General features: G+C 47.5%; 19 protein-coding genes and 2 pseudogenes. 19 read left to right on the top strand and 2 right to left on the bottom strand.

Annotated elements, in window-relative coordinates; all coding sequences use genetic code 11:
- The first annotated feature begins 51 nt into the window (after positions 1-51).
- From KJY73_RS17155 to KJY73_RS17115, 9 genes are all read left to right on the top strand, one after another.
- Complete coding sequence (locus tag KJY73_RS17155; protein ID WP_214344939.1) at positions 52-369, top strand: hypothetical protein; 318 nt, start codon at positions 52-54, stop codon at positions 367-369.
- 162 nt (positions 370-531) lie between these two features.
- The gene (locus tag KJY73_RS17150) at positions 532-1,143 is read left to right on the top strand and encodes a Slp family lipoprotein (RefSeq protein ID WP_214344938.1); all 612 of its coding nucleotides are present in this window, start codon (positions 532-534) and stop codon (positions 1,141-1,143) included.
- A gap of 138 nt (positions 1,144-1,281) precedes the next feature.
- Positions 1,282-2,133, top strand: coding sequence for an alpha/beta fold hydrolase (locus KJY73_RS17145; protein ID WP_214344937.1), 852 nt, complete (start codon positions 1,282-1,284; stop codon positions 2,131-2,133).
- Positions 2,134-2,248: 115 nt separating this feature from the next.
- On the top strand, positions 2,249-3,904 hold the full coding sequence (fadD, locus tag KJY73_RS17140; RefSeq protein WP_214344936.1) for a long-chain-fatty-acid--CoA ligase FadD: 1,656 nt from the start codon (positions 2,249-2,251) through the stop codon (positions 3,902-3,904).
- A 108-nt stretch (positions 3,905-4,012) separates the two neighbouring features.
- Positions 4,013-5,143 (top strand): ribonuclease D, encoded by a 1,131-nt coding sequence (rnd, locus tag KJY73_RS17135; RefSeq protein WP_232848714.1) that lies wholly within the window; start codon positions 4,013-4,015, stop codon positions 5,141-5,143.
- 51 nt (positions 5,144-5,194) lie between these two features.
- Entirely contained in the window at positions 5,195-5,488 is a 294-nt protein-coding gene (locus KJY73_RS17130; RefSeq protein ID WP_214344934.1) for a YcgL domain-containing protein, read from the top strand.
- Positions 5,478-6,479: a lytic murein transglycosylase gene (locus KJY73_RS17125; protein WP_214344933.1), complete on the top strand. Its 1,002-nt coding sequence runs from the start codon at positions 5,478-5,480 to the stop codon at positions 6,477-6,479. Before KJY73_RS17130 ends, KJY73_RS17125 begins: the two co-directional genes overlap by 11 nt.
- Positions 6,457-7,125, top strand: a complete 669-nt coding sequence (locus KJY73_RS17120) for a fumarylacetoacetate hydrolase family protein (RefSeq protein WP_214344932.1) — start codon at positions 6,457-6,459, stop codon at positions 7,123-7,125. The genes KJY73_RS17125 and KJY73_RS17120 overlap by 23 nt, the downstream gene beginning before the upstream one ends.
- A complete protein-coding gene (locus KJY73_RS17115; RefSeq protein ID WP_214344931.1) occupies positions 7,119-7,613 on the top strand; it encodes a YcgN family cysteine cluster protein in 495 nt (164 codons plus the stop codon). Before KJY73_RS17120 ends, KJY73_RS17115 begins: the two co-directional genes overlap by 7 nt.
- An 87-nt stretch (positions 7,614-7,700) precedes the next feature.
- Here KJY73_RS17115 and KJY73_RS17110 read toward each other — a convergent pair whose 3' ends face one another.
- A complete protein-coding gene (locus tag KJY73_RS17110) occupies positions 7,701-8,096 on the bottom strand; it encodes a DUF3718 domain-containing protein (protein WP_206595943.1) in 396 nt (131 codons plus the stop codon).
- A gap of 142 nt (positions 8,097-8,238) precedes the next feature.
- Entirely contained in the window at positions 8,239-9,297 is a 1,059-nt protein-coding gene (locus KJY73_RS17105) for a sulfite exporter TauE/SafE family protein (protein ID WP_214344930.1), read from the bottom strand.
- A gap of 345 nt (positions 9,298-9,642) precedes the next feature.
- On the opposite strand from KJY73_RS17105, the gene KJY73_RS17100 reads away from it, so the two are divergent.
- The 10 genes and pseudogenes from KJY73_RS17100 to KJY73_RS22060 form a co-directional block, all read left to right on the top strand.
- A complete protein-coding gene (locus KJY73_RS17100) occupies positions 9,643-11,940 on the top strand; it encodes a hybrid sensor histidine kinase/response regulator (protein ID WP_214344929.1) in 2,298 nt (765 codons plus the stop codon).
- A 22-nt stretch (positions 11,941-11,962) separates the two neighbouring features.
- Positions 11,963-13,129 (top strand): response regulator transcription factor, encoded by a 1,167-nt coding sequence (locus tag KJY73_RS17095; protein WP_214344928.1) that lies wholly within the window; start codon positions 11,963-11,965, stop codon positions 13,127-13,129.
- 73 nt (positions 13,130-13,202) lie between these two features.
- Positions 13,203-14,354 carry a methyl-accepting chemotaxis protein gene (locus KJY73_RS21945; RefSeq protein WP_214344927.1) on the top strand — a complete coding sequence of 384 codons (1,152 nt, stop codon included), beginning with the start codon at positions 13,203-13,205 and terminating at the stop codon, positions 14,352-14,354.
- 26 nt (positions 14,355-14,380) lie between these two features.
- Positions 14,381-14,665, top strand: coding sequence for an STAS domain-containing protein (locus KJY73_RS17085; RefSeq protein ID WP_214344926.1), 285 nt, complete (start codon positions 14,381-14,383; stop codon positions 14,663-14,665).
- Positions 14,652-16,346, top strand: coding sequence for a SpoIIE family protein phosphatase (locus KJY73_RS17080; protein WP_214344925.1), 1,695 nt, complete (start codon positions 14,652-14,654; stop codon positions 16,344-16,346). Before KJY73_RS17085 ends, KJY73_RS17080 begins: the two co-directional genes overlap by 14 nt.
- Positions 16,347-16,353: 7 nt before the next feature.
- Positions 16,354-16,722 carry a response regulator gene (locus KJY73_RS17075; RefSeq protein WP_214344924.1) on the top strand — a complete coding sequence of 123 codons (369 nt, stop codon included), beginning with the start codon at positions 16,354-16,356 and terminating at the stop codon, positions 16,720-16,722.
- A gap of 12 nt (positions 16,723-16,734) precedes the next feature.
- On the top strand, positions 16,735-18,630 hold the full coding sequence (locus tag KJY73_RS17070; protein WP_214344923.1) for a chemotaxis protein CheA: 1,896 nt from the start codon (positions 16,735-16,737) through the stop codon (positions 18,628-18,630).
- Between the two features lie 2 nt (positions 18,631-18,632).
- Positions 18,633-19,130: a chemotaxis protein CheW gene (locus KJY73_RS17065; RefSeq protein ID WP_214344922.1), complete on the top strand. Its 498-nt coding sequence runs from the start codon at positions 18,633-18,635 to the stop codon at positions 19,128-19,130.
- Positions 19,131-19,133: 3 nt separating this feature from the next.
- Positions 19,134-20,273, top strand: a pseudogene (locus KJY73_RS22065) (HAMP domain-containing protein); the annotation flags it as partial.
- Between the two features lie 60 nt (positions 20,274-20,333).
- Positions 20,334-21,845, top strand: a pseudogene (locus KJY73_RS22060) (methyl-accepting chemotaxis protein); the annotation flags it as partial.
- Positions 21,846-21,847: the final 2 nt, after the last annotated feature.

Here is a 21,847-nt window from a genome sequence, read left to right as displayed (position 1 = left end):
AGTGTTTAATTCAGCAACGTTAGGGTTAACTAAATAGTCCATGGTAGTTAAGTGGAAATAGAATCCTCAATTATTGCCCAGCAGCAAGGGCTAGTGGTAAATCCTGCGGTCAGGGGACCTGCGCGGGAGGATTCCGCGCGTAAGCCGCAAGATGATGCCCCTACGGAATATCCACGCAGTCAGGTCGTAGTGCGTCAAGGTAATGAAGATGCGCGAGTACAGGCCGATAAATACCGTCACCAGCAACAACAATTCTACGAACAGCCCAATTCACGGGGGCAGCAGGCTATTGAGGCTTACCAGAGTTTGGCGCGCAACCAACTGAAAGATGAAATTCAGCAGTCTATGGGGATAGACACCTACGTATAATGCTGTTGTTCTGGAACAAAGAGCCAGCTTGAGAGTCAACTCATCTAAATTGACAACATCAAACTAATTACAGCCAGGGTTGACCTTTGTCATGCAAGTTCAGTAGCTGTTCAGTTTACTGACAGATAATGAAGTAAAGCCCGAACCAGAACAGAGGTAGTTATGAAAAAATTGATACTCGCCGGCATGGTATTGTTAATGGCCGGATGCTCTTCATTACCAAAAGAGTTGCAGGTGGCAGAGGGTACCAAATTACTCAGTTATCAGGATGTGGCAGGGAATCCTGAACAAAGTACCGGGCAACAGGTCATGTGGGGTGGGGTAATTGCCGATATTAAAAATCAGAAAAGTGCCACCTTAATTGAGATGGTTCACTATCCCATTCGCAGCTACGGCCGTCCTACTTCTGGCGATGAGAGTGTTGGCCGTTTCCGTGTCAGAGTTAACGGCTTTCTTGATCCTATGGTGTACAAGCCTGGCAGAAGCTTGACCGTAACTGGCACGGTAACAGGTATCGAACAGGGACAGGTTGGTGAGTTTGAATACCAGTTCCCTGCACTGCAGGCCAGTGGCTATCATCTATGGAAAGAAATTCAGGAAGTAGAAGTCACAACTCTTGGCTACGGCTTTCACGGTCCCTATCCGTACGGCTGGTACAATTGGCATATGTGGCCCTATCATGAAAGGGTGATTATCCGAGACAAATCACCTTCTCGTGCTGACAGTCCCCAGCCGGTTAAGCCCACGTCGGTGCCTAAAAAAATCTCTCGCTAGTGGCAAATTATTGCCTCATTGAGTGGCAAAGAGGTAAAGTCAGGTAGAATAAGCGGCAAAGTATTGCCGCTTTTTTGTGTCTATTCAGCTCGAATGCGTCCTTTACCTCAGGTCTTCGATAGTGTTCAGGAGTAAAATGTGCAGGAAATAAATCTAGTCTTAAAACATCTGCGGTTATCGGCCCTGAGATTTGGTAATCCTGACGGCCCGAAAGTATTGGCGCTGCATGGTTGGCTGGACAATGCCGCCAGTTTTAAGCCTTTAGCTGAGCATTTGTGTGAATGGGATGTGGTTGCATTGGACTTGGCTGGCCATGGTCATTCCGAGCATCGAAGTGCAGATGCACATTACCATTTGTTGGATTGGGTGCAGGATATTCACGAAGTGTTGAACGTATTGGGATGGTCATCCTGTCATATGCTCGGCCATTCCCTCGGCGGAATAATTTCGTCTTTGTATGCCGCTACGTTCCCTCAGCAGGTGCTGTCATTGACCATGATAGAAGCCTTTGGTCCATTAGCGATGGATCCTGAGTCCAGTGCAAACCAACTACGCGAGTCTGTTTTAAGTCGTCTGGCTATCGATGAAAAGCCTGCCCGACATCCACCCAATACTGCCAAGGCCATTACTGCAAGGTTATTGGCCGGAGATTTAAGTAAGTCTTCAGCGCAAACCTTGGTGGAGCGAAACCTGGTTCAGAATGACGGTGTCTTGATGTGGCGAACCGACAGACGCTTGCGGACTATTTCATCATTGCGTCTGACTGAGCCCCAAGCCCAAGCATTTCTTGGAGCGATAAGCTGTCCTGTGCTAGTTGTTACCGGTGAGCAGGGCTTTGAGAAAGTCCGTAATAATGTTTTGAAGCGGCGAGAACTGGTTGCCCAGCTTGTGGAGGCTAGCAGCCCAGGCGGACATCATGTTCATATGGACAATCCTGTGGCTGTAGCTGAGCATATTCGCTGCTTTTGGCAGCAAGTCGCGTCCCTTTAGCCGCAACTTTTATCATTTATCTTTTTCCGGGGTTTGGCTACTATTGGGGCTAATTGGTTCCGGGGGCGTCCCGGAGATGAATATAATAAATAAAAAGAATGCCTCAGGAGGCAAAGTGGATAAGATTTGGCTAGAACACTACCCTGACAATATACCCTCTGAAATCGATCCGGATCATTACGCTTCATTGGTGGATATTTTTGAGCAGTCTGTTCAGAAGTACGCCGACCGGGTTGCCTTTATCAACATGGGCAAGGAGATGACTTTCAGGGAGCTGGATCAGTACTCCAGGCAGTTTGCTGCCTATTTGCAACATCAAGGGCTGAGCAAAGGCGATGCTGTAGCCATTATGATGCCCAACTTGTTGCAAAATCCTGTGGTGATTTTCGGTGTGCTAAGGGCTGGCTTAACTGTCGTTAATGTTAACCCGCTATACACCGCCCGCGAGTTAAAACATCAGCTAAATGATTCCAGTGCCAAAGCTATTATTATTGTTGAGAACTTTGCGCATACATTGGAAAAAGTTATTCAGGATACGCAGGTTAAGCAGGTGTATCTGACCCAGTTGGGCGACATGCTGTCTGTGCCTAAAAAGTGGGTAGTCAATCTTGTCGTTAAGCATGTGAAAAAAATGGTGCCGGTATTTTCACTGCCAGGCAGTCAGAGCTTGATGGCGGCCATTCACAGCGGCGCCAACCTGAGCTATCAGCGCCCGGAGCTGAGCGGCGAGGATATTGCCTTCTTACAATATACGGGCGGTACTACCGGCGTATCTAAAGGCGCCATGCTAACGCACCGTAATTTGGTGGCAAACCTAGAACAAATTTCGGTGATATTAGAGCCCGTGATCAAAGACGGGGAAGAGTTGGTAGTGACGGCATTACCGCTCTACCACATTTTCGCTCTGGTCGCGAATTGTCTGACCTTCGTTAAGTATGGTTGTCGCAATCTGTTGATTACCAATCCCAGAGATATGCCTGGCTTTGTGAAAGAACTAGGGCGCTATCCTTTTACTGTCTTGACCGGTGTCAACACGCTGTTTAACGGCCTGCTCAACACGCCAGGGTTCAAAGAGTTAGATTTTGCCAATCTGAAGTTTGCGTTGGGCGGCGGTATGGCTGTACAGCGCCCGGTCGCCGATAAATGGGCCAAGATTACCGGACAGGTGCTTTTGGAAGGCTATGGTTTGACTGAATGCTCGCCTGTGGTGAGTATCAATTATCCGACTATTACCAATGAGTACAATGGCTCTATTGGCATGCCAATTCCATCTACAGAAGTGAAACTGCTTGATGACAGTGGCAATGAAGTTGGATTCGGTGAACCTGGTGAAATGTATGTACGTGGTCCACAGGTCATGAAAGGCTATCTGAACAGGGAAGAAGCCACCCGGGAAGTACTCAATGACGGTTGGTTAGCGACAGGAGACATTGCCAAAGCCGATGAGATGGGGCGTTTTTACATTGTTGATCGCAAGAAAGACATGATTCTGGTGTCTGGTTTTAACGTGTTCCCCAATGAAATTGAGGAAGTCGCGGCCATGCATGATGGCGTCGCCGAAGTCGCGGCTTTGGGAGTTCCCAATGAAGCGACAGGTGAAATGGTCAAGCTGTTTGTGGTGAAAAAAGATCCAAACTTGACGGAAGAGGAGCTTATCAGTCATTGCCGTAAGCACCTGACGGCATACAAAGTGCCGCGTAAAGTTGAGTTTCGGACTGAATTGCCGAAAACTAATGTTGGTAAGATTTTGCGCAGAGAGCTTAAAGAGTAGCTTTTGTTGTATGATCTATCTGCGCTGGACAGAGTAATTCTATCCGGCGCTGCTTAAGCCTGTTTTCTACCTTGACCGAGGCATCTCTTTTCGCTGATGAGTTATCAAATGATTACCCAATCGTCGCAGTTGGCAGAATATTGTCGGCGTGCGGCGACTAAACCTTTTATCGCCGTTGACACAGAATTTGTTCGCACCCGCACTCTTTATCCGCAGTTGGGTTTGATTCAGCTTTATGATGGTGAACAGCTGGCATTAGTCGATCCTCTGGCTGTTGAGGACTTGTCCATATTGACTGAGCTTCTTGTTAACCCTTCGGTTGTCAAGGTATTGCATTCCTGCTCTGAGGATTTGGAAACCTTTTGGACGGCCATGCAGGTCATTCCAACCCCTTTGTTTGATACGCAGTTTGCCGCCGGGCTTTTAAATCTGGGAACTTCGCTTGGATACGCTAAGTTAGTGGAGCAGCGCCTGGGTGTGAGTCTGGACAAAGGCGAATCTCGCACCGACTGGCTGGCACGCCCGCTTAGCGAACAACAACTGGACTACGCTGCTAACGATGTTTTGTATTTGCATGGTTTGTATCCGGAGTTGGCCAAAGAGGTCGATGCACTGGGGCGCACCCAGTGGATCTATGATGAAATGAATCAGCTGGCGAATAAGAAGCGAAGCGAGTTACCTGACGAGTACGCCTATCTGAACATCAAGAATAATTGGCAACTGAAAGGAAAGGCGCTGCTGGTGCTTAAAGAATTGGCCTGCTGGCGTCAGCAAAAAGCCAAAAGCAAAAATCTGGCACTGAACTTTGTGTTTAAAGAACAGTTTTTGGTTGAGCTGGCTAAGCGTCAGCCCTCGCAGAAGAATGCGTTGTTTGCTACGCCTGGGATACCGCCTCAGGATGTGCGTCGTCATGGAGATGAATTATTGGCGATTATTCAACGCTGCCAGGTCATTGACTCGGAACATTATCCTGCCAAAATTGAACGCCTTGTTGATTTTTCCGCGTATAAGCGAGTGTCTCAGTCGATTAGACAGCTATGTGAAGAGATTGCTGGCGGTTTGTCATTGCCGGTTGAGATGTTGGGTTCAAAAAAACAGATCAATCAATTGTTAAAATGGCTGTGGTTCGACCTTGAAGAGGGTAAACTGACCAGCCTGAAACCTGATTTGCTGTGTGGCTGGCGAGGTCCTCTGTTGAAGGATGGCCTGAGCCAAATTGTCGGTGCTATTGAGCCGTAAAAGTTATAGTACCAAGCCTATACAGTCGTTACCGGAGTGTATGTCGCCGCTATGTTGTGCGCCATTTATCGTAGTAGTAGAAAAGACGAAACTTATCTTTTTGTTCGCAATCGAGACGATTTTTCTGATGTCCCGCAGGCTTTGATGGCGCATTTTGGTGCGCCCTCCCTCGTCATGGTCATGTCCATTACGCCAACCACCAAACTGGCAATTAGTGACGCCGGAAAAGTTTGCCAAGCTTTGACGGATACTGGCTTTTATTTGCAGTTACCCCCTCCCAAAGAAAACTTGCTGGATGAACATCGTCGTCAAATTCATCAGTCAAAGGAGCAAGATGATGCTTAGACGTTTATCTGTCACAGCGCTTGCGTTATGCAGCCTGAGTGCTTTCGCCAAGCCGGATTTTAATCAATATGTGACAACTCTTAAGCAGGAAGCGGTAGAGCAGGGTTTTAGTACTGAGTTTGTTGAACAGGCTTTTGCCAATGTAGAGTTTTATGAGCGAGCCGTCAGTTCAGACAAGAATCAACCGGAATTTAAACTGACTTTAGATAAGTATTTGTCTACCCGCGTGCCAGATTGGAAAGTGAAACAAGCCGTTGGTAAGTACAATGAAAATAAAGAGGTGCTGGAGGCCGTTGGCAAAAAGTTTGGTGTTCAGCCGCGCTTTATCATTGCCCTGTGGGGTAATGAAAGTAATTTCGGTCGAATCCAGGGTAAGTTTCCCGTTGTATCCGCGCTGACTACGCTGGCCTATGAAGGGCGTCGCGAAGCCATGTTTAAAAAGCAGCTCTTTGCCGCACTCAAGATTCTTAGTGAAGGTCATATTGAGCAAGAGAAGTTTGTTGGTTCCTGGGCGGGTGCTATGGGACAAAGCCAGTTTATGCCAACCTCCTTTCTAGCCTATGCCTATGATTTTGATGGTGATGGTAAGAAAGATATTTGGGGCAATCAGGCAGACGTATTTGCTTCTATCGCCAACTACCTTAAGACCGTTGGCTGGGATGACTCTCAGACTTGGGGACGACAAGTTAAGATTCCCGAAGGTTTCGATACCAAACTCAGTGGCTTAGACAAAAGTAAAATGCGAACCTTGAGTGAATGGCAAGAGTTAGGCGTGCGCCGTTATGATGGCACCGACTTACCAAGCCGTGAGCTGAAAGCCAGTCTTATTATGCCTGATGATGCAAAAGGGCGAATTTATCTGGTTTATGAAAATTTCCATACCTTGATGAATTGGAACCGTTCAACCTATTTTGGCAGTGCGGTGGGGTATTTATCGGATCGGATTAAGGCGGAGCTAAGAGATAGTCATGTATCTGCACCAGGACAATAGAGGTAACCCTATCGACCTACCGGTAGGTAAAGCAGTTTGTGTTGGCAGGAATTATCTGGATCATATCCACGAGCTGAACAATGAAGTGCCGGAACAAGCGCTGCTATTTATTAAACCGAGCACGGCGCTGGTTCCTTTTGAGGGGGAAATTGCCATTCCCACTGAACTGGGAGCTTGCCACAATGAGCTGGAAATTGCCGTACTGATGGCGAGCACTGTGCGCAAGGCTTCTCCTGAGCAAGCCATGGCGGCCGTATGGGGCTATGGTTTGGGATTGGATCTGACACTGCGTGATGTGCAGGACAAAATGAAGTCCAAAGGTCAGCCTTGGGAGAGGGCTAAAGCCTTTGATGGCAGTTGTCCTTTGACTGGGTATGTTGCAGCGTCGGAAATTAGCGATCCACAGGCTCTCGCATTCAGATTATCTGTCAATGGTGTGGAGCGTCAGCGCGGCGATGCAGCGCTGATGATTCATCGCATTGCGGATTTGATCAGTGAAATTTCCCAGCACTTTACCCTGTTACCTGGCGATGTGGTGCTGACTGGTACGCCCAAAGGGGTGGGGCCTCTATCCGCTGGCGATGAGCTAAACGCCGAGTTAATTGATTACCTGAAGGTGAATGCGCAAGTGGTGGCGGCTTGTTAACCCCTAACTTTTGGCAGCAGAAGTCGCTTGAAGACATGACTGACAAAGAATGGGAAGCCATTTGTGACGGTTGTGCTAAGTGCTGCTTGCACAAAATTATAGATGATGATGAAGGTGACGGTGGTTCTACTGATGTGTTGCGTCCTGGCGAACAGCTACATTACACCCGAGTTGCTTGCCACCTGCTCAACACCAAAAGCTGTGAATGCACTCAGTATGCAAAGCGTTCTGAACTGGTGCCAGATTGTGTAAAACTGACAAAAGACAATCTGCAGGATATTTTTTTTATGCCACCGAGTTGCAGTTATCGGCGCCTGTATGAAGGGAGGGGATTACCTTCCTGGCATCCGCTCCTTAACAAAGGCAAGAAAACGGCAATGCATAAGGCTGGCATGTCTGTCAGAGGGAAGACCATCTCAGATGACGGAATGTCGGTGGATGAATTGGAAGACTATATTGCTATTTGGCCATTAGCTGATCTTGATTAGTGGAAATGTAGTCAGTAAAGCCTGCCATCGTTTTAGGTTAAGCCATAAAAAATCCCGCGTTAAGCGGGATTTTTTATGGAAACTTAATTAGCTGATTCGGTCTAACAGCTCTTTACCTATGTCTGAAGCCAAGTGACCATTACTTTCAGCCCATTGCTGAAGTGGCATGCCGTCTTTTTCAGCTTGGCTCAAATCTGATTTGCTCATCTTCTTAATCATAAATACACCGACTTCAACGGCATTATTTTCCATTGAATAGCGGATCAGACTATTGCCGCCACAACTGATACCTGCGTAGTAATCACCCAGGCGCAGGTTGTAATCATCTTGTACTTTTTTCAGTTTTTTACGCAATTCTGACTTGTCATCGTTTTTAACAATGGTGCAAATATTTTGCAGATCTTCGTTAATGTCAGCAAAACTGGCAGGTGCAAATGCTAAGGTGCTCAGGGTGGTCAGAATAGCTAAAGTTGACTTTTTCATGATAGTTGCCTCTAAGTTAAAAAATAGTTAACGGTCTTGACGAGAGGCAGTGTATGAAAATTGATCTGGCGCAAAAAGACCGTAAAATCGTACCTGGGTATGGAGACTCATACCCATTTGCACCAAGCCTATAATTTGGAGATCAGCGTTCCTTGAGCTCAGAAAGTACCGCAGTGCGTGACGGTAATTGTTGAGGAGGCGGTTGTTCCCCGACAAGTTCGCTACCCCAGCGACGCAGTTTTTCAAAGCCGGCTAGACAGGCAAGCACGGCAATAATGGCAAACAGCATACCGGCAATGCCGAGGAGATTACGCTCTGCGTACAAGGTCCAGATAAACTGTCCGACACATAAGGTCGCTACCACTAATAAAGTGGGTTTGCGGCCGATTTTGGCGACGATAAATACCCCTAATGGGGCTCCTAATGCTACAACCGGCGCGGCGGCTAACCAGTTTTCAAATACCCCGGGTTGTAACCCTTGTCCGGAAAGAAATTTGACGGCCACACCCAGGACTGAGGTATAGGCCATAATTACTACCGAGGTAGGGATGGCTATTTTTAAATCTGCACGACATAGCAATACCAGCGCAGAATACACCACCATATCTATTCCAACACCCGTAACGGCGGCTACCGTAGCCCCGGAGAGCAAGCCTAGCCAAAGACCAAGACGAAAATCCCAGTTTTCGTCAAACTCTGTCATACCGCTATGGCCGGCTATTTCATCCAGACGATAAAGATGTAATAAACCGAAGCTGGCCCAGATCACAGCAAACACCAGTTTGATCCAAAGCTCAGGAATGTAGGGGGCGATAAAAAATATGCCTAGCGGTGTGCCAACCAGTGCGCCGAGCATGGCGCCTTGCAAAATAGCCCAAGCAATAGGTTGGCGTCTGGCCAGGATAAATATACTGGCACTGGTCATGCCGATGCTTTGAATCGCAAAACTAAAATCCCGGCCTAAACTGGCGGGTAACTCAAAAAGTAAAACCAATACTGGGAAGCCAACTGTACCGCCCCCCATAGGTGTGGAGCCTGCTGCATAACTGCCGATTGCCATAGCCAAGGCCATAGGCCAATGAGTAATTACCTCAGACCACAACCCTTTACCTGCAACCAGCCACAGCCACACCGCATAAAATCCTGCCAGCCAGAGGAACCAAACCCACAGTCTTGACTTAGGCGGGGAATGCATCGACATGAACTCAAACTTCTCCAAGTGTTTTGCCGATTCTACCAGCTAATACCTGTTCGCATAGGTTAATTCAAGCAGTGTCCAAATTAACGACTATTGAGTGTAAACAGTGATGTTTTAGTCATAGAGAACGGCCTGTTATTCATTCGGCTGGCAAATATCTAAGTTTTTGCTGTACTTAACCAGACTAACAATAAAAGTTTTATAACACTTCAAGCGGAACTTATGGACAAGGCAATACTGACAAGCCGTCCCACCAGTTCAGGGAACCAAAACAAATTAGCAGAGGCAGGTTTGGAATTGCTTCAGTTAGTTCGCCCTATCGTGGACAAAGGAATGATTGGTGGGGCAATGTCTGCGGACACTAAAGCCCTTTTGCAACTTTTCAGTTTCCCATTGGTGTGGGTGACTGAATATGGGGTGGTTAAACAAGCCAACAGTGCAGCAGCCAGATTGTTTGGACGGGACAATACTGAGGCCTGGGCGAATGTAAACATTCTTAACTGGGATGACCAAAATGAGCTGACCGAATTTTTTGCCAAGCTAAAGGAAAATTCGGAAATGTCCGGGCAACGGGTTGATTTACTTCTGGACATCAATACCAGAGTCAGTTGTAAGTTGTCGGGGATTTGTTGTCCTAATGCCTATGGTGAGGATGATTCTTACCTTTTGCTCTTAGAGCCCTACGAACTGCCTGCAACGAATAGTTTGGCTTTAGACCTTTTTGAAGCTAACCCGGTGTCAATTTGGATTGTTGAACGTTTCCACTATCACTTCCTTGCAGCAAATGAAGCGAGCCGAGCCTTATTGGGGATGGCTGCTAATGATATTCGTAAAGCCAGCTTGCTCCAACTGCTGCAGGAGCAAGATCGCGACTCATTTAAAACCCGTTTGACCTGCACGGCAAATGATAAAAGCCAGCAAGGAACTTTAGGCGTATGGCGAATCAATTGCTTGCGGGATGGGGGGCCAGAACCTAAATGGTTGGAACTCCTGGTTAATCCGCTTTACTACGGCGGCCGACAGGCCTTAGCCATGATAGTTCTCGATGTGACGTCCAGAGTGCAAGCTGAGCAGGAAACCCTGACTTGGTTTCGCGATATCAGCTATCAACGTACAGAATTAGAACAAATCCTAGACAGCATGGTGGACGCGGTGATCACCATCAATGATCAGGGAATTGTGGAGCATTGCAACCCCAGCACCTATGCGTTGTTTGGATTTAGTCGAAGCGAAATGGTCGGACAAAACATCAAGATGCTTATGCCGGAGCAAACTGCCGTAGAGCATGACAGCTATGTGCAAAACTATCTACAAACAGGCAAGGCTAAAATTATTGGCACAGGGCGAGAAGTGGTGGCACAGCATAAAGATGGCCACGCCATCAATGTCAGACTGACAGTTTCAGAATTACCCCCTGGGCAAGATGGAACTCGGCGTTTTCTTGGTTGTTGTCACGACTTAACGCAGCTCAAGGAGCAAGAGAAGCAACTGCTACTCAGCCAAAAGTTAGGGGCGGTTGGCAACCTGGCCAATGGCGTGGCGCACGACTTTAACAATATTCTCGGCATCATTTCCGGCTATGCCGAGCTCACGCAAATGGAGTTAGGTGAGCAGCCTGGCGGTCAATATCAGGCAAAAATACTGTCTGCCTGCGAGCGTGCTGCGGTGCTTACTCGTAAATTACTAGACTTTTCATCCAGTAAGCCAGGCCAAGAACAAATTCTCAGTATTGCCACTGTGCTGGCAAACATGGATGAGATGCTCGTAGAAGCCGTGACTCGTTCAGTGAACTTGCACTATCAGATTCAGGAGCAGCTTTGGCCGGTTAAGCTAGACAAAGGGGGGCTCGAGAATGTGCTGCTTAATTTAGCCATCAATGCGCGTCAGGCCATGCAAGAAGGGGGAAGCATTGTGTTGGCAGCGCGCAATTTGATGATGGGTAATTTAGAAGCCCAGACTTTTGGATTGACGGCAGGCGAATATGTCCAAATCAGTGTTATTGATAACGGTATCGGTATGGACGAGGACACCAAGCTTCATGTATTTGAGCCTTTCTTTACCACAAAAGGGAAAGATGGCACTGGATTGGGGCTGGCGCAGGTCTATTCTTTTGTGCATCGCAGTGGTGGCGGTATCGGATTAGAGTCCAATGTTGGACAGGGCACGCGTTTTGACTTGTATTTCCCGCGTTATCAGTCTGATGAACCTACTACCTTTCAGTCACAAGATACCAGTAACGATGCACTTAAACCTATTTACCGCCGCAGCGCGACTATCTTGCTTGTGGATGATGAGAAAGAGTTACTCAGTATTACCCGTGCTGTTTTGGAGTCAGCTGGCTACAAGGTACTGCAGGCAAATAACGTAGAAGATGCGCTGCGATTACTCACCATGCAAAGAGTAGATTTAGTACTTACGGATGTCGTCATGCCTGGCCGTGGTGGTATCTATCTGGCTGAGCAGGTTGAGAAATATTACCCAGATATCGAAGTGCAACTGATCACCGGATTTGCCAGCGAAAAATCTAATCCGTTGCTTCAGGAAAACCCTTATTACCAGAAAAGACTTATCAAGCCTGTTTCAGCAGCCGCACTACTTAGTCGTATGGACGAGTTACTGCGCCCCAATACCTTTCACTCTGCATAGAATTGTAAATCAGGAGTAATGCATGGATACAGAAACACAGAAAAAGCTTGTCCTTTATTTCGAAGATGATCCTGATATTGCCGAAGTGACAATCGCTACCTTAGTCGGGCAGGGCTTTGATGTATGTCACTTTGATGCCTTCCCGGAGAATGGGCTCAGTGCGGTGCGGGATAGAATAGCGACGCAACCTGACTTGGTCATTCTGGATGTGCAGTTACCAGGGCTGGATGGCTATGAAATTTGTGAGCAGTTGAGAACAGGTTATCTGAGTCCTGACGTGCCTATCATGTTTACCTCAGGATTGATGGCAGAAGAGGACATCCTTAAAGCCTATGCGGTGGGGGCGGATGACTACCTAATAAAACCAGTGCGACTTAAAGAGCTATTGCTGAAAGTGGAGCAGTTGCTGAAACATTACGAAAGTCATAAACAGGCTTCAGAACAATTTGATTCTGCGATGAAGATGGCTTTCGATGCAATGCAAACCAGCTCTGAACTTGGCGATATTTTGCGTTTTGTCGAGGCAACGCACAGGGTAACTGATAACGCCGCCTTGGCTGATCTAATTTTCTCCGCATTAGCGGGTTTTGGTGTGCAGGGTTCTGCTTATATTGAATTGGATGAACAGCGTTATTTTCGTGATGATGGTCGGCATGTTTCCTTGGAGTTGCAGTCTATGCAGGAAGCCAGAGACAAGGGCAGAATATTCAGCTGGAAACATTTTACCTTTTTCAACTATCAGCACTTCAGTGTTCTGATCCGCAATATGCCTATCGATGATGAAGAGCGTTATGGCGTGCTTAAAGACCAGTTTTGCCTTTTGCTTAATGGTGTGGACGCAAGAATTGATGCCATTCTGTTGGAGAGAAACAACCAACATAAACAGCAAGTGGCGAGAGAAGTGGCAGGCGCTATTGCTGAATTGGTGTTGGAAATGGAGCAGGATAAATCTGCGCTGTCAGGTCAGTTTGAAACCACCATTTTGAATCTGGAAAACAACCTATCAACGGAATTGATCCAGTTCAGTTTGCTCGAAGAAGAAGAACGATCTCTGATGTCCCATGTGGCACTAGCGATTAAAGATGCCACTGCGATCTTCGAAGAGAGCTTACGTAAAGAAGCCGAATACAAAGCGGTTATGCAACAGTTACTTTCCAAGCTTGAAAGCGAAAATGAAAATCCTTGTTAAAAAAATTATCAGTTAATTAGCGCATTCTCCAAACCTCTCCTACATTGGAAACAGAAACAAGGACTTGGATCGTATGTTGAAAAGTAAACTGGTTGTTTCCGACGGGCTCATTCTGGCTGGCTGCATAGCAACCAGCCTGATTCTGGAATCACAGGGGCTTGGCTATGTCGGAATTGCTGTTTTTTCCTTGGCAATCCTTATTTGGGTTTATCTCCGAACTAAGCCAGAACAAAATACATCTTCAACGCCTGATTTTAACCTTGAGCCAAACGTTAAGGTGCAGCAACTGCATGCTTTGGCGTCCGAATTGGTGCCAGCACTGCAAAGCTGTGAAGAAAGCCTTACTGACATCTTAACCACTCAGGATGATGCGGTTGCACTGCTCAGAACATCCTTTAACAAGTTGCAAAATTTAATGCAGCGCCAGGCACAGTGCATCCATAGTTTGTTGGCCAGTACAGACGGTAGCGATGAGTTCAATAGCAGCCGCATGCATGACTTTGCTCTGAGCACTGGGCATATGCTTGACCGTTTTATCGCGACGACCGTCAATATGTCTGCCTCCTCAATGGATCTGCTGGAGAAGGTCAACAAGATATACAACGCCATGCCACAAGTGATGAAGGCACTAAAGGATATTGACGACATCGCTTCGCAAACCAATTTACTGGCACTGAATGCAGCCATTGAGGCTGCGCGAGCGGGTGATGCTGGCAGAGGGTTTGCGGTGGTAGCTGACGAAGTTCGGGCATTGTCCAATCGCTCAGCGGAATTTAGTGAAGCCATTCAAAAACAGCTTAATACCATCAGTAAACAAATCGAGGCGTTGACTGGGGATGTCAAGGATGTTGCCTCACAGGATGTGAGCTATGTAATAGAGGCAAAGAAGGACATCCAATCAGCCTTGGACATGATCGTCACGAAAGCCGACGATGATAGCGCTACAACAAAGGAACTGGATGGCATTTCCCACGAACTTGATGCGGCCTTGCATGATGCCATCCGTGGTCTGCAGTTTGATGATATCAACGGGCAAAATCTCAAGTTTAACGCCAAGTTGCTGAGATTCACTCACGAACATCTTAGACAGTTGGGTGATGATGATTTGCAGACATTGGTTAGTGAGTTTCACCTCTACTTAGAAGAAATCAGAGTTAACCGGCAAACTCACAAAAATCCCGTGTCTTCTTCATCTATCAATGCAGGCGAAGTCGAACTTTTTTGAATTGAACCATTATCGGAGATAAGCGCGTGTCAGAGACTCATATTATTTCTTTGCCGGAAAGGTTCGATTTCAGCTTTCATGGGCCGTTTACCGCTGGCTATCAGGACGTCATTAAAAGCGGTGACATCAAACATATTGTTCTGGATTTCAGTCGAGTTGCGTACTTGGACAGCTCGGCACTTGGCATGATGGTGCTACTGCAGAAAAGGGCAACAGCTGCAGGCATTAATGCATCGATTCGCGGCGCTAAAGGCACCGCATTGGATATTCTTAACATGGCAAACATGCATAAGCTTTATGGCCGTATCTGAATTCATTCTCGACAATCCTGAAGGGCATACTAGTGTCTTGTTGATAGAAGACAGCGATGCACACAATAAGCTGCTGATGACCTATTTTGCGCAAAATGGTTTTAACTGTGATTCGGTCAGAACGTTGGCCTTGGGTCGCAGGCGGATAGAGAAAAACAGTTATGACATTATTTTGCTCGACCACCACTTACCAGATGGTCTAGGGCTGGATTTTATGGATATGTTGTCTGAGCGAGGAATTGATGTGCCTGTCATGATGATTTCTAGCAATGATGATTATCAGTTGATTCAGGAATGCTATGAGCAAGGGGTAAGTGATTTTATGCCTAAACCTCTGCATTTACCGCTACTGGTATTTAAGATTCAGCGCCTGATTTTCAATTATTGGTTACGTCAGAATGTTCAGACGCAAAACGCTAGACTTGAGGATTTGCTTACACAAAAGCAAGGTGAGGAGATCCTGGCTAAGCATGTGTTTGAGCATTTATCCAGTAAAGAACATTTATGTCATGAACATGTTCAATCTCTGATGCGGCCTTCCAGTGCTTTTAATGGTGACTTGCTATTAAGTCGCTGCTCGCCAGGAGGAAACTTATTTGTATTGTTGTTAGATGCGACGGGACATGGATTAGCCGCAGCGATAAGTGTCCTGCCAGTAGTCTCCATATTTAGGGCCATGGTATCAAAAGGCTGTCCAATGGCCATGCTGGCTTATGAACTTAATCAAAGACTGATCAGAGAGATACCAGGAGACAGGTTTGTTGCTGGTGTATTGGTGGAAGTAGACCCACACCGGCGGGAAGTTTCAGTTTGGAATGGTGGAATGCCAGACGCATTGCTTTGTGATGACAGTGGGCATGTTATGCATAGACTCATTTCTCGCCATATGCCATTCGGTGTCTTGGACAGTGAAGTATTCGATAGCAGCATAGAGACACTGCCACTGGGAGAGCTCGAATCGCAGCTATTTATGATAAGTGATGGCGTCATTGATCAAACCTCTCAATCTGGCGAAGCCTTCGGTATGCAAAGAGTGGAGCGTTTAATTGAACTGGGTCATGGTCAGGATACCGTCGAGCGAATCAGTAAAGCCCTGCAATTTCACTGCGGAGACGAAGAGTTCAGCGATGATGTGTCGATTTGCAGGGTCGATTGTAAGGCATACCTCAATACTCACTCAAGTGCTCAGATCCCTGCTTATTCTCACCCTGGAAATCTGCACTTTGAAACCCGTCTAAGCGGTTATCAATTGGGTGAGATGGACCTGCTGTCATGGGTGAACGCCTTGTTGCAGGTTTGCCCTCTGGCACCTGAGCTTCGTCAGAAGGTGTTTACTGTTTGTGCTGAACTGGTCAGTAACGCTATTGACCATGGTGTGCTGAGGCTTGATTCGACCCTTAAGAACGATATTGATGGTTTTGTAAATTATCTGGAACAACGAGAAAAGCGAGTGGCTACCTTGCAAGAATCAGATTGGGTTGAAGTTGCAATGGATTGGAATACTCCAGCCAATGAAGTTGCAGTGATGGTTAAAGACTCCGGGCTGGGATACCAGGCCATGGAAAATGTGACGGCAGATGACCATGGACTCTCTGGCAGAGGCTTGGCACTGGTACGGAATCTGGTCAGTGTTTTTCGATGTGATCCCCCAGGCAATCAGACATATGTGCTAATTAGGTGACAACATTATGGCAAAGCAAGTTTTGATAGTTGATGACTCGCCTTCCATTCGACAAATGGTAGAGGCAACACTGAAATCAGCGAGTTATGCGGTGACAGCAGCCAAAGATGGACAGGAGGCTTTTGATATTTGCAAAGGCGGCAAGAGTTTTGACTTTGTGCTGACAGACCAAAATATGCCGAGGATGGATGGGCTGACATTGGTTAAATCACTGCGCACTTTGCCAGCTTTTTCCCGTACCCCCATCGTCATGCTGACCACGGAAGCCAGTGATGAAATGAAGGCTCAGGGGCGTGCTGCCGGAGCCTCAGGTTGGATGGTTAAACCCTTTGACCCGCGCAAGTTGTTGGAAGTGGCGGCAAAAGTGATGGGCTGACGGGAGACCGATATGTCGATCGAAATGGAACAGTTCCACAATGTCTTTTTCGAAGAGAGTCAGGAGCATCTCGACGAGATGGAACAGCATTTGATGGAGCTGGATATTGAGCAACCCGACAAAGAACTGCTGAATAGCATTTTTAGGGCGGCGCATTCCATCAAAGGTGGCAGTGGTATTTTTGGTTTTGATGCACTTACCGGCTTAACCCATGTGATGGAGAACTTGTTGGATAGGGCTCGCAAGGATAGCTTGACGTTGACCTCATCTATTGTGGATGTACTGCTCAGTACCGTGGATATTCTCAAGGGCATATTGCACAGCTATCGTACGGGAGGCGATATTGATTGGTCAGCCATTGCGGCTGGTACAGAGGCTCTGGATGCCGTTTTGGGGGCCTCTGCACCTTTAGAAAGCCAAACAGAAGGGTACGGCTTGTTTGAGCAGCCATTGCTGGTAAACGAACTTGAAGGATTTGGACTTTTTGCCGATGAGCTTGGTGCTGAAAAGGATGAAGGATTTGGATTTTTCGCTCCGCCAGATGAGCCTGTAAGTGCCAGAAATGAGGATGAGCAGGCCTTTGGATTGTTTGAACCTTTGCCTCCGGCGTCTGAGAAGCCGGCTGAGGCAGAAACAGCACAAAAGCAGCCTGAAGAAAAATCAGCGCCACAGCCGCTAAGCAAATCTACAATGGAGCGAAAAGGGGGGACTGCTGCCGGTGAGTCCACCACCATTCGGGTTGACACCCAGAAAATTGATGCGCTGGTTAATCTGGTTGGCGAGCTGGTGATTACCCAGTCCATGTTAAGCATGATCTCTGGTAACGATAGCGCCGAGGCCGAGGAAAGAAGGCTGGCGGCATTAGCTGAACTGGAGCGCAATACCCGCGAGATTCAGGAAGCGGTGATGTCAATGCGTATGTTGCCCATGTCATTTGTGTTTAATCGATTTCCGCGTTTGGTCAGGGATTTATCCGGCAAGTTAGGTAAGAGTGTCGAGCTTTGCATCGAAGGTGGCAGTACCGAGATAGACAAAGGCTTAATCGAAAAACTGGTGGACCCACTAACGCATCTGGTTCGCAACAGTATTGATCATGGTATTGAGAAGCCGCAACGCCGAACTGAATGTGGCAAGAATGAAGAAGGCTTGCTGACGCTTCGGGCGGCCCATAAAGGTGGCAGCATACTGATTAGCATTATTGATGATGGTGCGGGGCTGAACCGTGAAAGAATTTTAGCCAAAGCCTATGAAAACTCGGTATATGTGCCTGAACACCCCAGTGACACCGACGTTTGGAATCTGATCTTTGCACCGGGCTTTTCCACCGCCGCAGAAGTCACCGATGTATCCGGGCGCGGTGTCGGCATGGATGTGGTACGACGTAACATTGAAGCACTGGGCGGACGGGTGGAGATTGAATCTGAACAAGGTCGGGGAGCGGCATTTCATATTCGCTTGCCATTAACCCTTGCGATTCTGGACGGTATGTGCGTTGCCGTTGATGGGCAAGTGTATGTGGTTCCGCTGGTAAATATTATCGAATCTATTCAGCCGCAACCTGAACAAATCAAAAGTATGGGTAATGACAAGCTGCTGTGGGTGCGTGACGAGTATTGGCCTTTGCTGCAACTTGGTCTGCATATGGGGGTTCAGGCCAGGCATCAGGATGCCACACAGGGCATTGTGGTGCTGATAGAAAGCGCTAAGAAACGATTCGGCTTACTAGTAGATAGCCTGGTGGGGCAACAGCAAGTGGTGATTAAAAGTTTAGAACAACACTACAAAAGGGTCGCTGGCGTCGCTGGAGCAACCATTATGGGGGATGGCAGTGTTGCGCTGATAATAGATGTTGAATCACTGTCTTCCAAGGTGAAAACAGCCCCACAACTAGTGCGGGAGGCATCCTGATTATGGCAACCAATAGTGCATTGGCGACACATACACAGCAACGTGAGTTTCTGACCTTCGTACTTGGCGATGAGCACTACGCGCTAGACATTATGGCAGTGAAGGAAATCCGGGGGTATGAGCCGGTAACCAGAATTGCTAATGCTCCGCCCTTTATTAAAGGTGTATTAAATCTTCGTGGCGACATAGTACCTATCGTTGATCTACGTATGAAGTTCAATGTGGGGGAAGCCACTTACACTGAATTTACTATTGTCATCATGTTGCATGTGGATAACCGCATTGTCGGCGTGGTGGTGGATGGTGTGTCTGATGTTATCAATCTGTCTGACGACGAAATTCGCCCACCTCCAGAGTTCGGGGTGGCGTTTGACAGTCAGTATCTGGTGGGATTGGCCGCAGTTGATGAGCAGTTGGTGATTCTGGTCAATATAGAGAAACTCATTTCCAGCGACGAGTTGGGCTTGTTCGAGCAAAAGCAGAACACAGTACAGGAGTGAAACATGAAAGCGCTCAAATGGATAAATGACCTGAGTATATCAATGAAGATGTTAGGTGTTGGTTTGTTAGTCGTGGTTGGTGTTTCATTGCCTACTTACATGCTGCTTGAAACATCTTATGCTGCCCAGGAGGCAGCCGAAGCTGAGTTGGCTGGCACCCATCCGGCCGACTCCGCTCTGGATCTGATGCGAAACATCGCTATGCATAGGAACTTGTCGACCCGGATAATCCAAGGGGAAGGCCAACTGCACGCAGAGATGTTGTCCAGACGGACGCAGGTTAGCAACAACCTGGATAAGCTGGCAAATCAGATGCACGGCGTATCCACAACGTCTATCGACCCGTTGCAGCAAAGTTGGCAGCAAACACTGGCTTTGGTGGACCGTAATGAAGCGGTAAAAACGGTTTTTGACGCACATTCACAGAATATCGCTGAAACCCGTAAATTACTCTACGCCGTCATGCGGGAGTCTGGCATGGCTTATGATCCGGAACCTGTCAGTTACCACCTGATTATTGCTAATTATGAGGTGCTGCCGCGGCTGGTAGAAGTGCTGGCGCAGATTCGTGGCGTGGGTAGTAAGGCTTTGTCGGCAGGGACGGCAGTTGAAGCAGACAAAATAGCCATGGTATCGGCGATGGACCAGCTACAGACACCACTGGAAAATTACATCGATAACCTCAGTGAGGCAGGTAAATACGACCGCTCACTGGATGGATACCTGTCCAGTGCCAGACAATTACAGGAACGCGTTGGTGCACTGTTGCAATTATCACGTCGTGAAGTTGTGGAGAAAACATCCCTGGAGTATTCAAGTGAGCGTTTTACTGCAGATTTTAATCAGGTGCTGGCAGGTTTTTATGAGCAAGGCGACAAATTATCCAATGAGCTCAGTCAACTCATTGTTAAACGAATAGACAGATTAGCCAATGAAAGGCTGGGCTCTATTACGGGGTTATTGGTGTTTTTCTTACTGGCCGCAATAGCTGCATTCTATCTGGTCAGGGAATTGATAAAAGCCATTAACAGAGCGATTTCTGCTGCGTCGGCGATTGCCAATGGCCAGTTTGATACTGAGCTTGATAATGCGCGGCGCGATGAAATAGGTAAGCTAAACCACGCCCTGGTCGAAATGACAGCTAAGCTACGCGAAGCCGCCAGACTGGCTACCGAATCCATGCGTGTGAAACAGGCATTGGACGGTGCTACCACCAATGTGATGATTGCCGATACAGATCGAAAAATCATCTATATGAATAAATCAGTGGAGACGATGTTACGAAGCGTGGAACCTGAGCTGAAAAAAGCACTGCCGGGTTTTGCTGTTGATAAAATAATCAACGGCAGCATGGATGGTTTTCATAAAAACCCGGCTCATCAGGCGTCTTTGCTTGAGAGCCTGAAATCCACTTATCAGACAGAAATTAAGGTAGGTAATTTGCATTTCCGCCTCACGGCTAATCCCATTGTGTCTCCTGACGGTAAAAGATTAGGGTCAGTAGTGGAGTGGCTGGATCGCACCCAGGAAGTACTTGCCGAGCAGGAAGTGACCCGGATTGTATCAGCTGCATCCCGCGGAGAATTCAGTGACCGAATTGAAGTTCAGGATAAGTCAGGCTTTATGCTGACGATTGCTGAAGGCATTAACAGTTTACTAACGATTACCGATACCGGGCTTAAGGACATTGCCAAGGTGCTTATGGCGATTGCCGATGGTGATTTGACCCAGCGTATCGATAGTGAATATCAGGGCACATTTGATGCGCTAAAAAATTACTGTAATGACACCTCTGACAAGCTCACCGATATGATAGGCCAGATACGTGAAGCTGCAGATACCATCAGCAGTGCTTCCAGTGAGATAGCACAGGGTAACTCGGATCTGTCTTCACGTACTGAACAGCAAGCGGCCAGTCTTGAAGAAACCGCCTCCAGCATGGAAGAACTAACCAGTACTGTGCGCCTGAACGCGGACAACGCCAAGCAAGCCAATGGTTTGGCTTCGCAAGCGGCCAATGTAGCGACCGACGGCGGCGACCTGATTCAGCAGGTCGTGAGTACCATGGCATCTATCAATGAGTCGGCTCAGAAAATTTCCGACATCATTGGCGTGATTGACGGCATTGCTTTTCAAACCAATATTCTTGCCTTGAATGCAGCAGTTGAAGCGGCAAGAGCCGGAGAGCAGGGCCGGGGATTTGCCGTTGTGGCGTCTGAAGTCCGAACGTTGGCACAACGTTCAGCGAACGCTGCCAAGGACATTAAATCTTTGATTTCTGATTCAGTCACAAAGATAGAAAACGGTAATGAGCTGGTGAATCGTTCTGGCGATACCATGAAAGAGATCGTTAATGCGATTAAGCGGGTTAATGACATCATGTCAGAAATTGCAGCCGCTTCGGCGGAACAGTCTTCTGGTATCGATGAGATTGGCAAAGCCGTTACTCAAATGGATGAAATGACGCAACAAAATGCCGCGCTGGTGGAAGAAGCTGCGGCTGCCTCAGAGAGCCTTCAGTCTCAGGCGCAACAGTTGGCTAGACAAGTTGCGACATTTAAGTTAGACAGCAGCATGGCGCCAGCTGTGGCATTGCTGCCGCCGTCCAAGCCCAAAAAAGTACAGGCTGTCAAACTGCAAAAGGAAAGCCGCAAAGCTAAACCTGTGGTTGCCAGGGTATCTTCAGTTGAAGAAGATGAGTGGGAAAGCTTCTAAAG

Source organism: Bowmanella yangjiangensis, from assembly GCF_018531185.1.
Lineage (GTDB): Bacteria > Pseudomonadota > Gammaproteobacteria > Enterobacterales > Alteromonadaceae > Bowmanella > Bowmanella yangjiangensis.
Note: the sequence above shows the minus strand (reverse complement) of the source record. Positions and strands in the feature narration are given on the sequence as shown.

Excerpts from the sequence above, each read along its gene's own strand:
- KJY73_RS17095 (WP_214344928.1), top strand. The coding sequence starts at position 11,963 with ATGGATACAGAAACACAGAAAAAGCTTGTCCTTTATTTCGAAGATGAT.
- rnd (WP_232848714.1), top strand. The coding sequence starts at position 4,013 with ATGATTACCCAATCGTCGCAGTTGGCAGAATATTGTCGGCGTGCGGCG.
- KJY73_RS17075 (WP_214344924.1), top strand. The coding sequence starts at position 16,354 with ATGGCAAAGCAAGTTTTGATAGTTGATGACTCGCCTTCCATTCGACAA.
- KJY73_RS17100 (WP_214344929.1), top strand. The coding sequence starts at position 9,643 with ATGTCTGCGGACACTAAAGCCCTTTTGCAACTTTTCAGTTTCCCATTG.
- KJY73_RS17150 (WP_214344938.1), top strand. The coding sequence starts at position 532 with ATGAAAAAATTGATACTCGCCGGCATGGTATTGTTAATGGCCGGATGC.
- KJY73_RS17070 (WP_214344923.1), top strand. The coding sequence starts at position 16,735 with ATGTCGATCGAAATGGAACAGTTCCACAATGTCTTTTTCGAAGAGAGT.
- KJY73_RS17105 (WP_214344930.1), bottom strand. The coding sequence starts at position 9,297 with ATGTCGATGCATTCCCCGCCTAAGTCAAGACTGTGGGTTTGGTTCCTC.
- KJY73_RS17065 (WP_214344922.1), top strand. The coding sequence starts at position 18,633 with ATGGCAACCAATAGTGCATTGGCGACACATACACAGCAACGTGAGTTT.
- KJY73_RS17130 (WP_214344934.1), top strand. The coding sequence starts at position 5,195 with ATGTTGTGCGCCATTTATCGTAGTAGTAGAAAAGACGAAACTTATCTT.
- KJY73_RS17110 (WP_206595943.1), bottom strand. The coding sequence starts at position 8,096 with ATGAAAAAGTCAACTTTAGCTATTCTGACCACCCTGAGCACCTTAGCA.
- KJY73_RS17125 (WP_214344933.1), top strand. The coding sequence starts at position 5,478 with ATGATGCTTAGACGTTTATCTGTCACAGCGCTTGCGTTATGCAGCCTG.
- KJY73_RS21945 (WP_214344927.1), top strand. The coding sequence starts at position 13,203 with ATGTTGAAAAGTAAACTGGTTGTTTCCGACGGGCTCATTCTGGCTGGC.
- KJY73_RS17080 (WP_214344925.1), top strand. The coding sequence starts at position 14,652 with ATGGCCGTATCTGAATTCATTCTCGACAATCCTGAAGGGCATACTAGT.
- KJY73_RS17120 (WP_214344932.1), top strand. The coding sequence starts at position 6,457 with ATGTATCTGCACCAGGACAATAGAGGTAACCCTATCGACCTACCGGTA.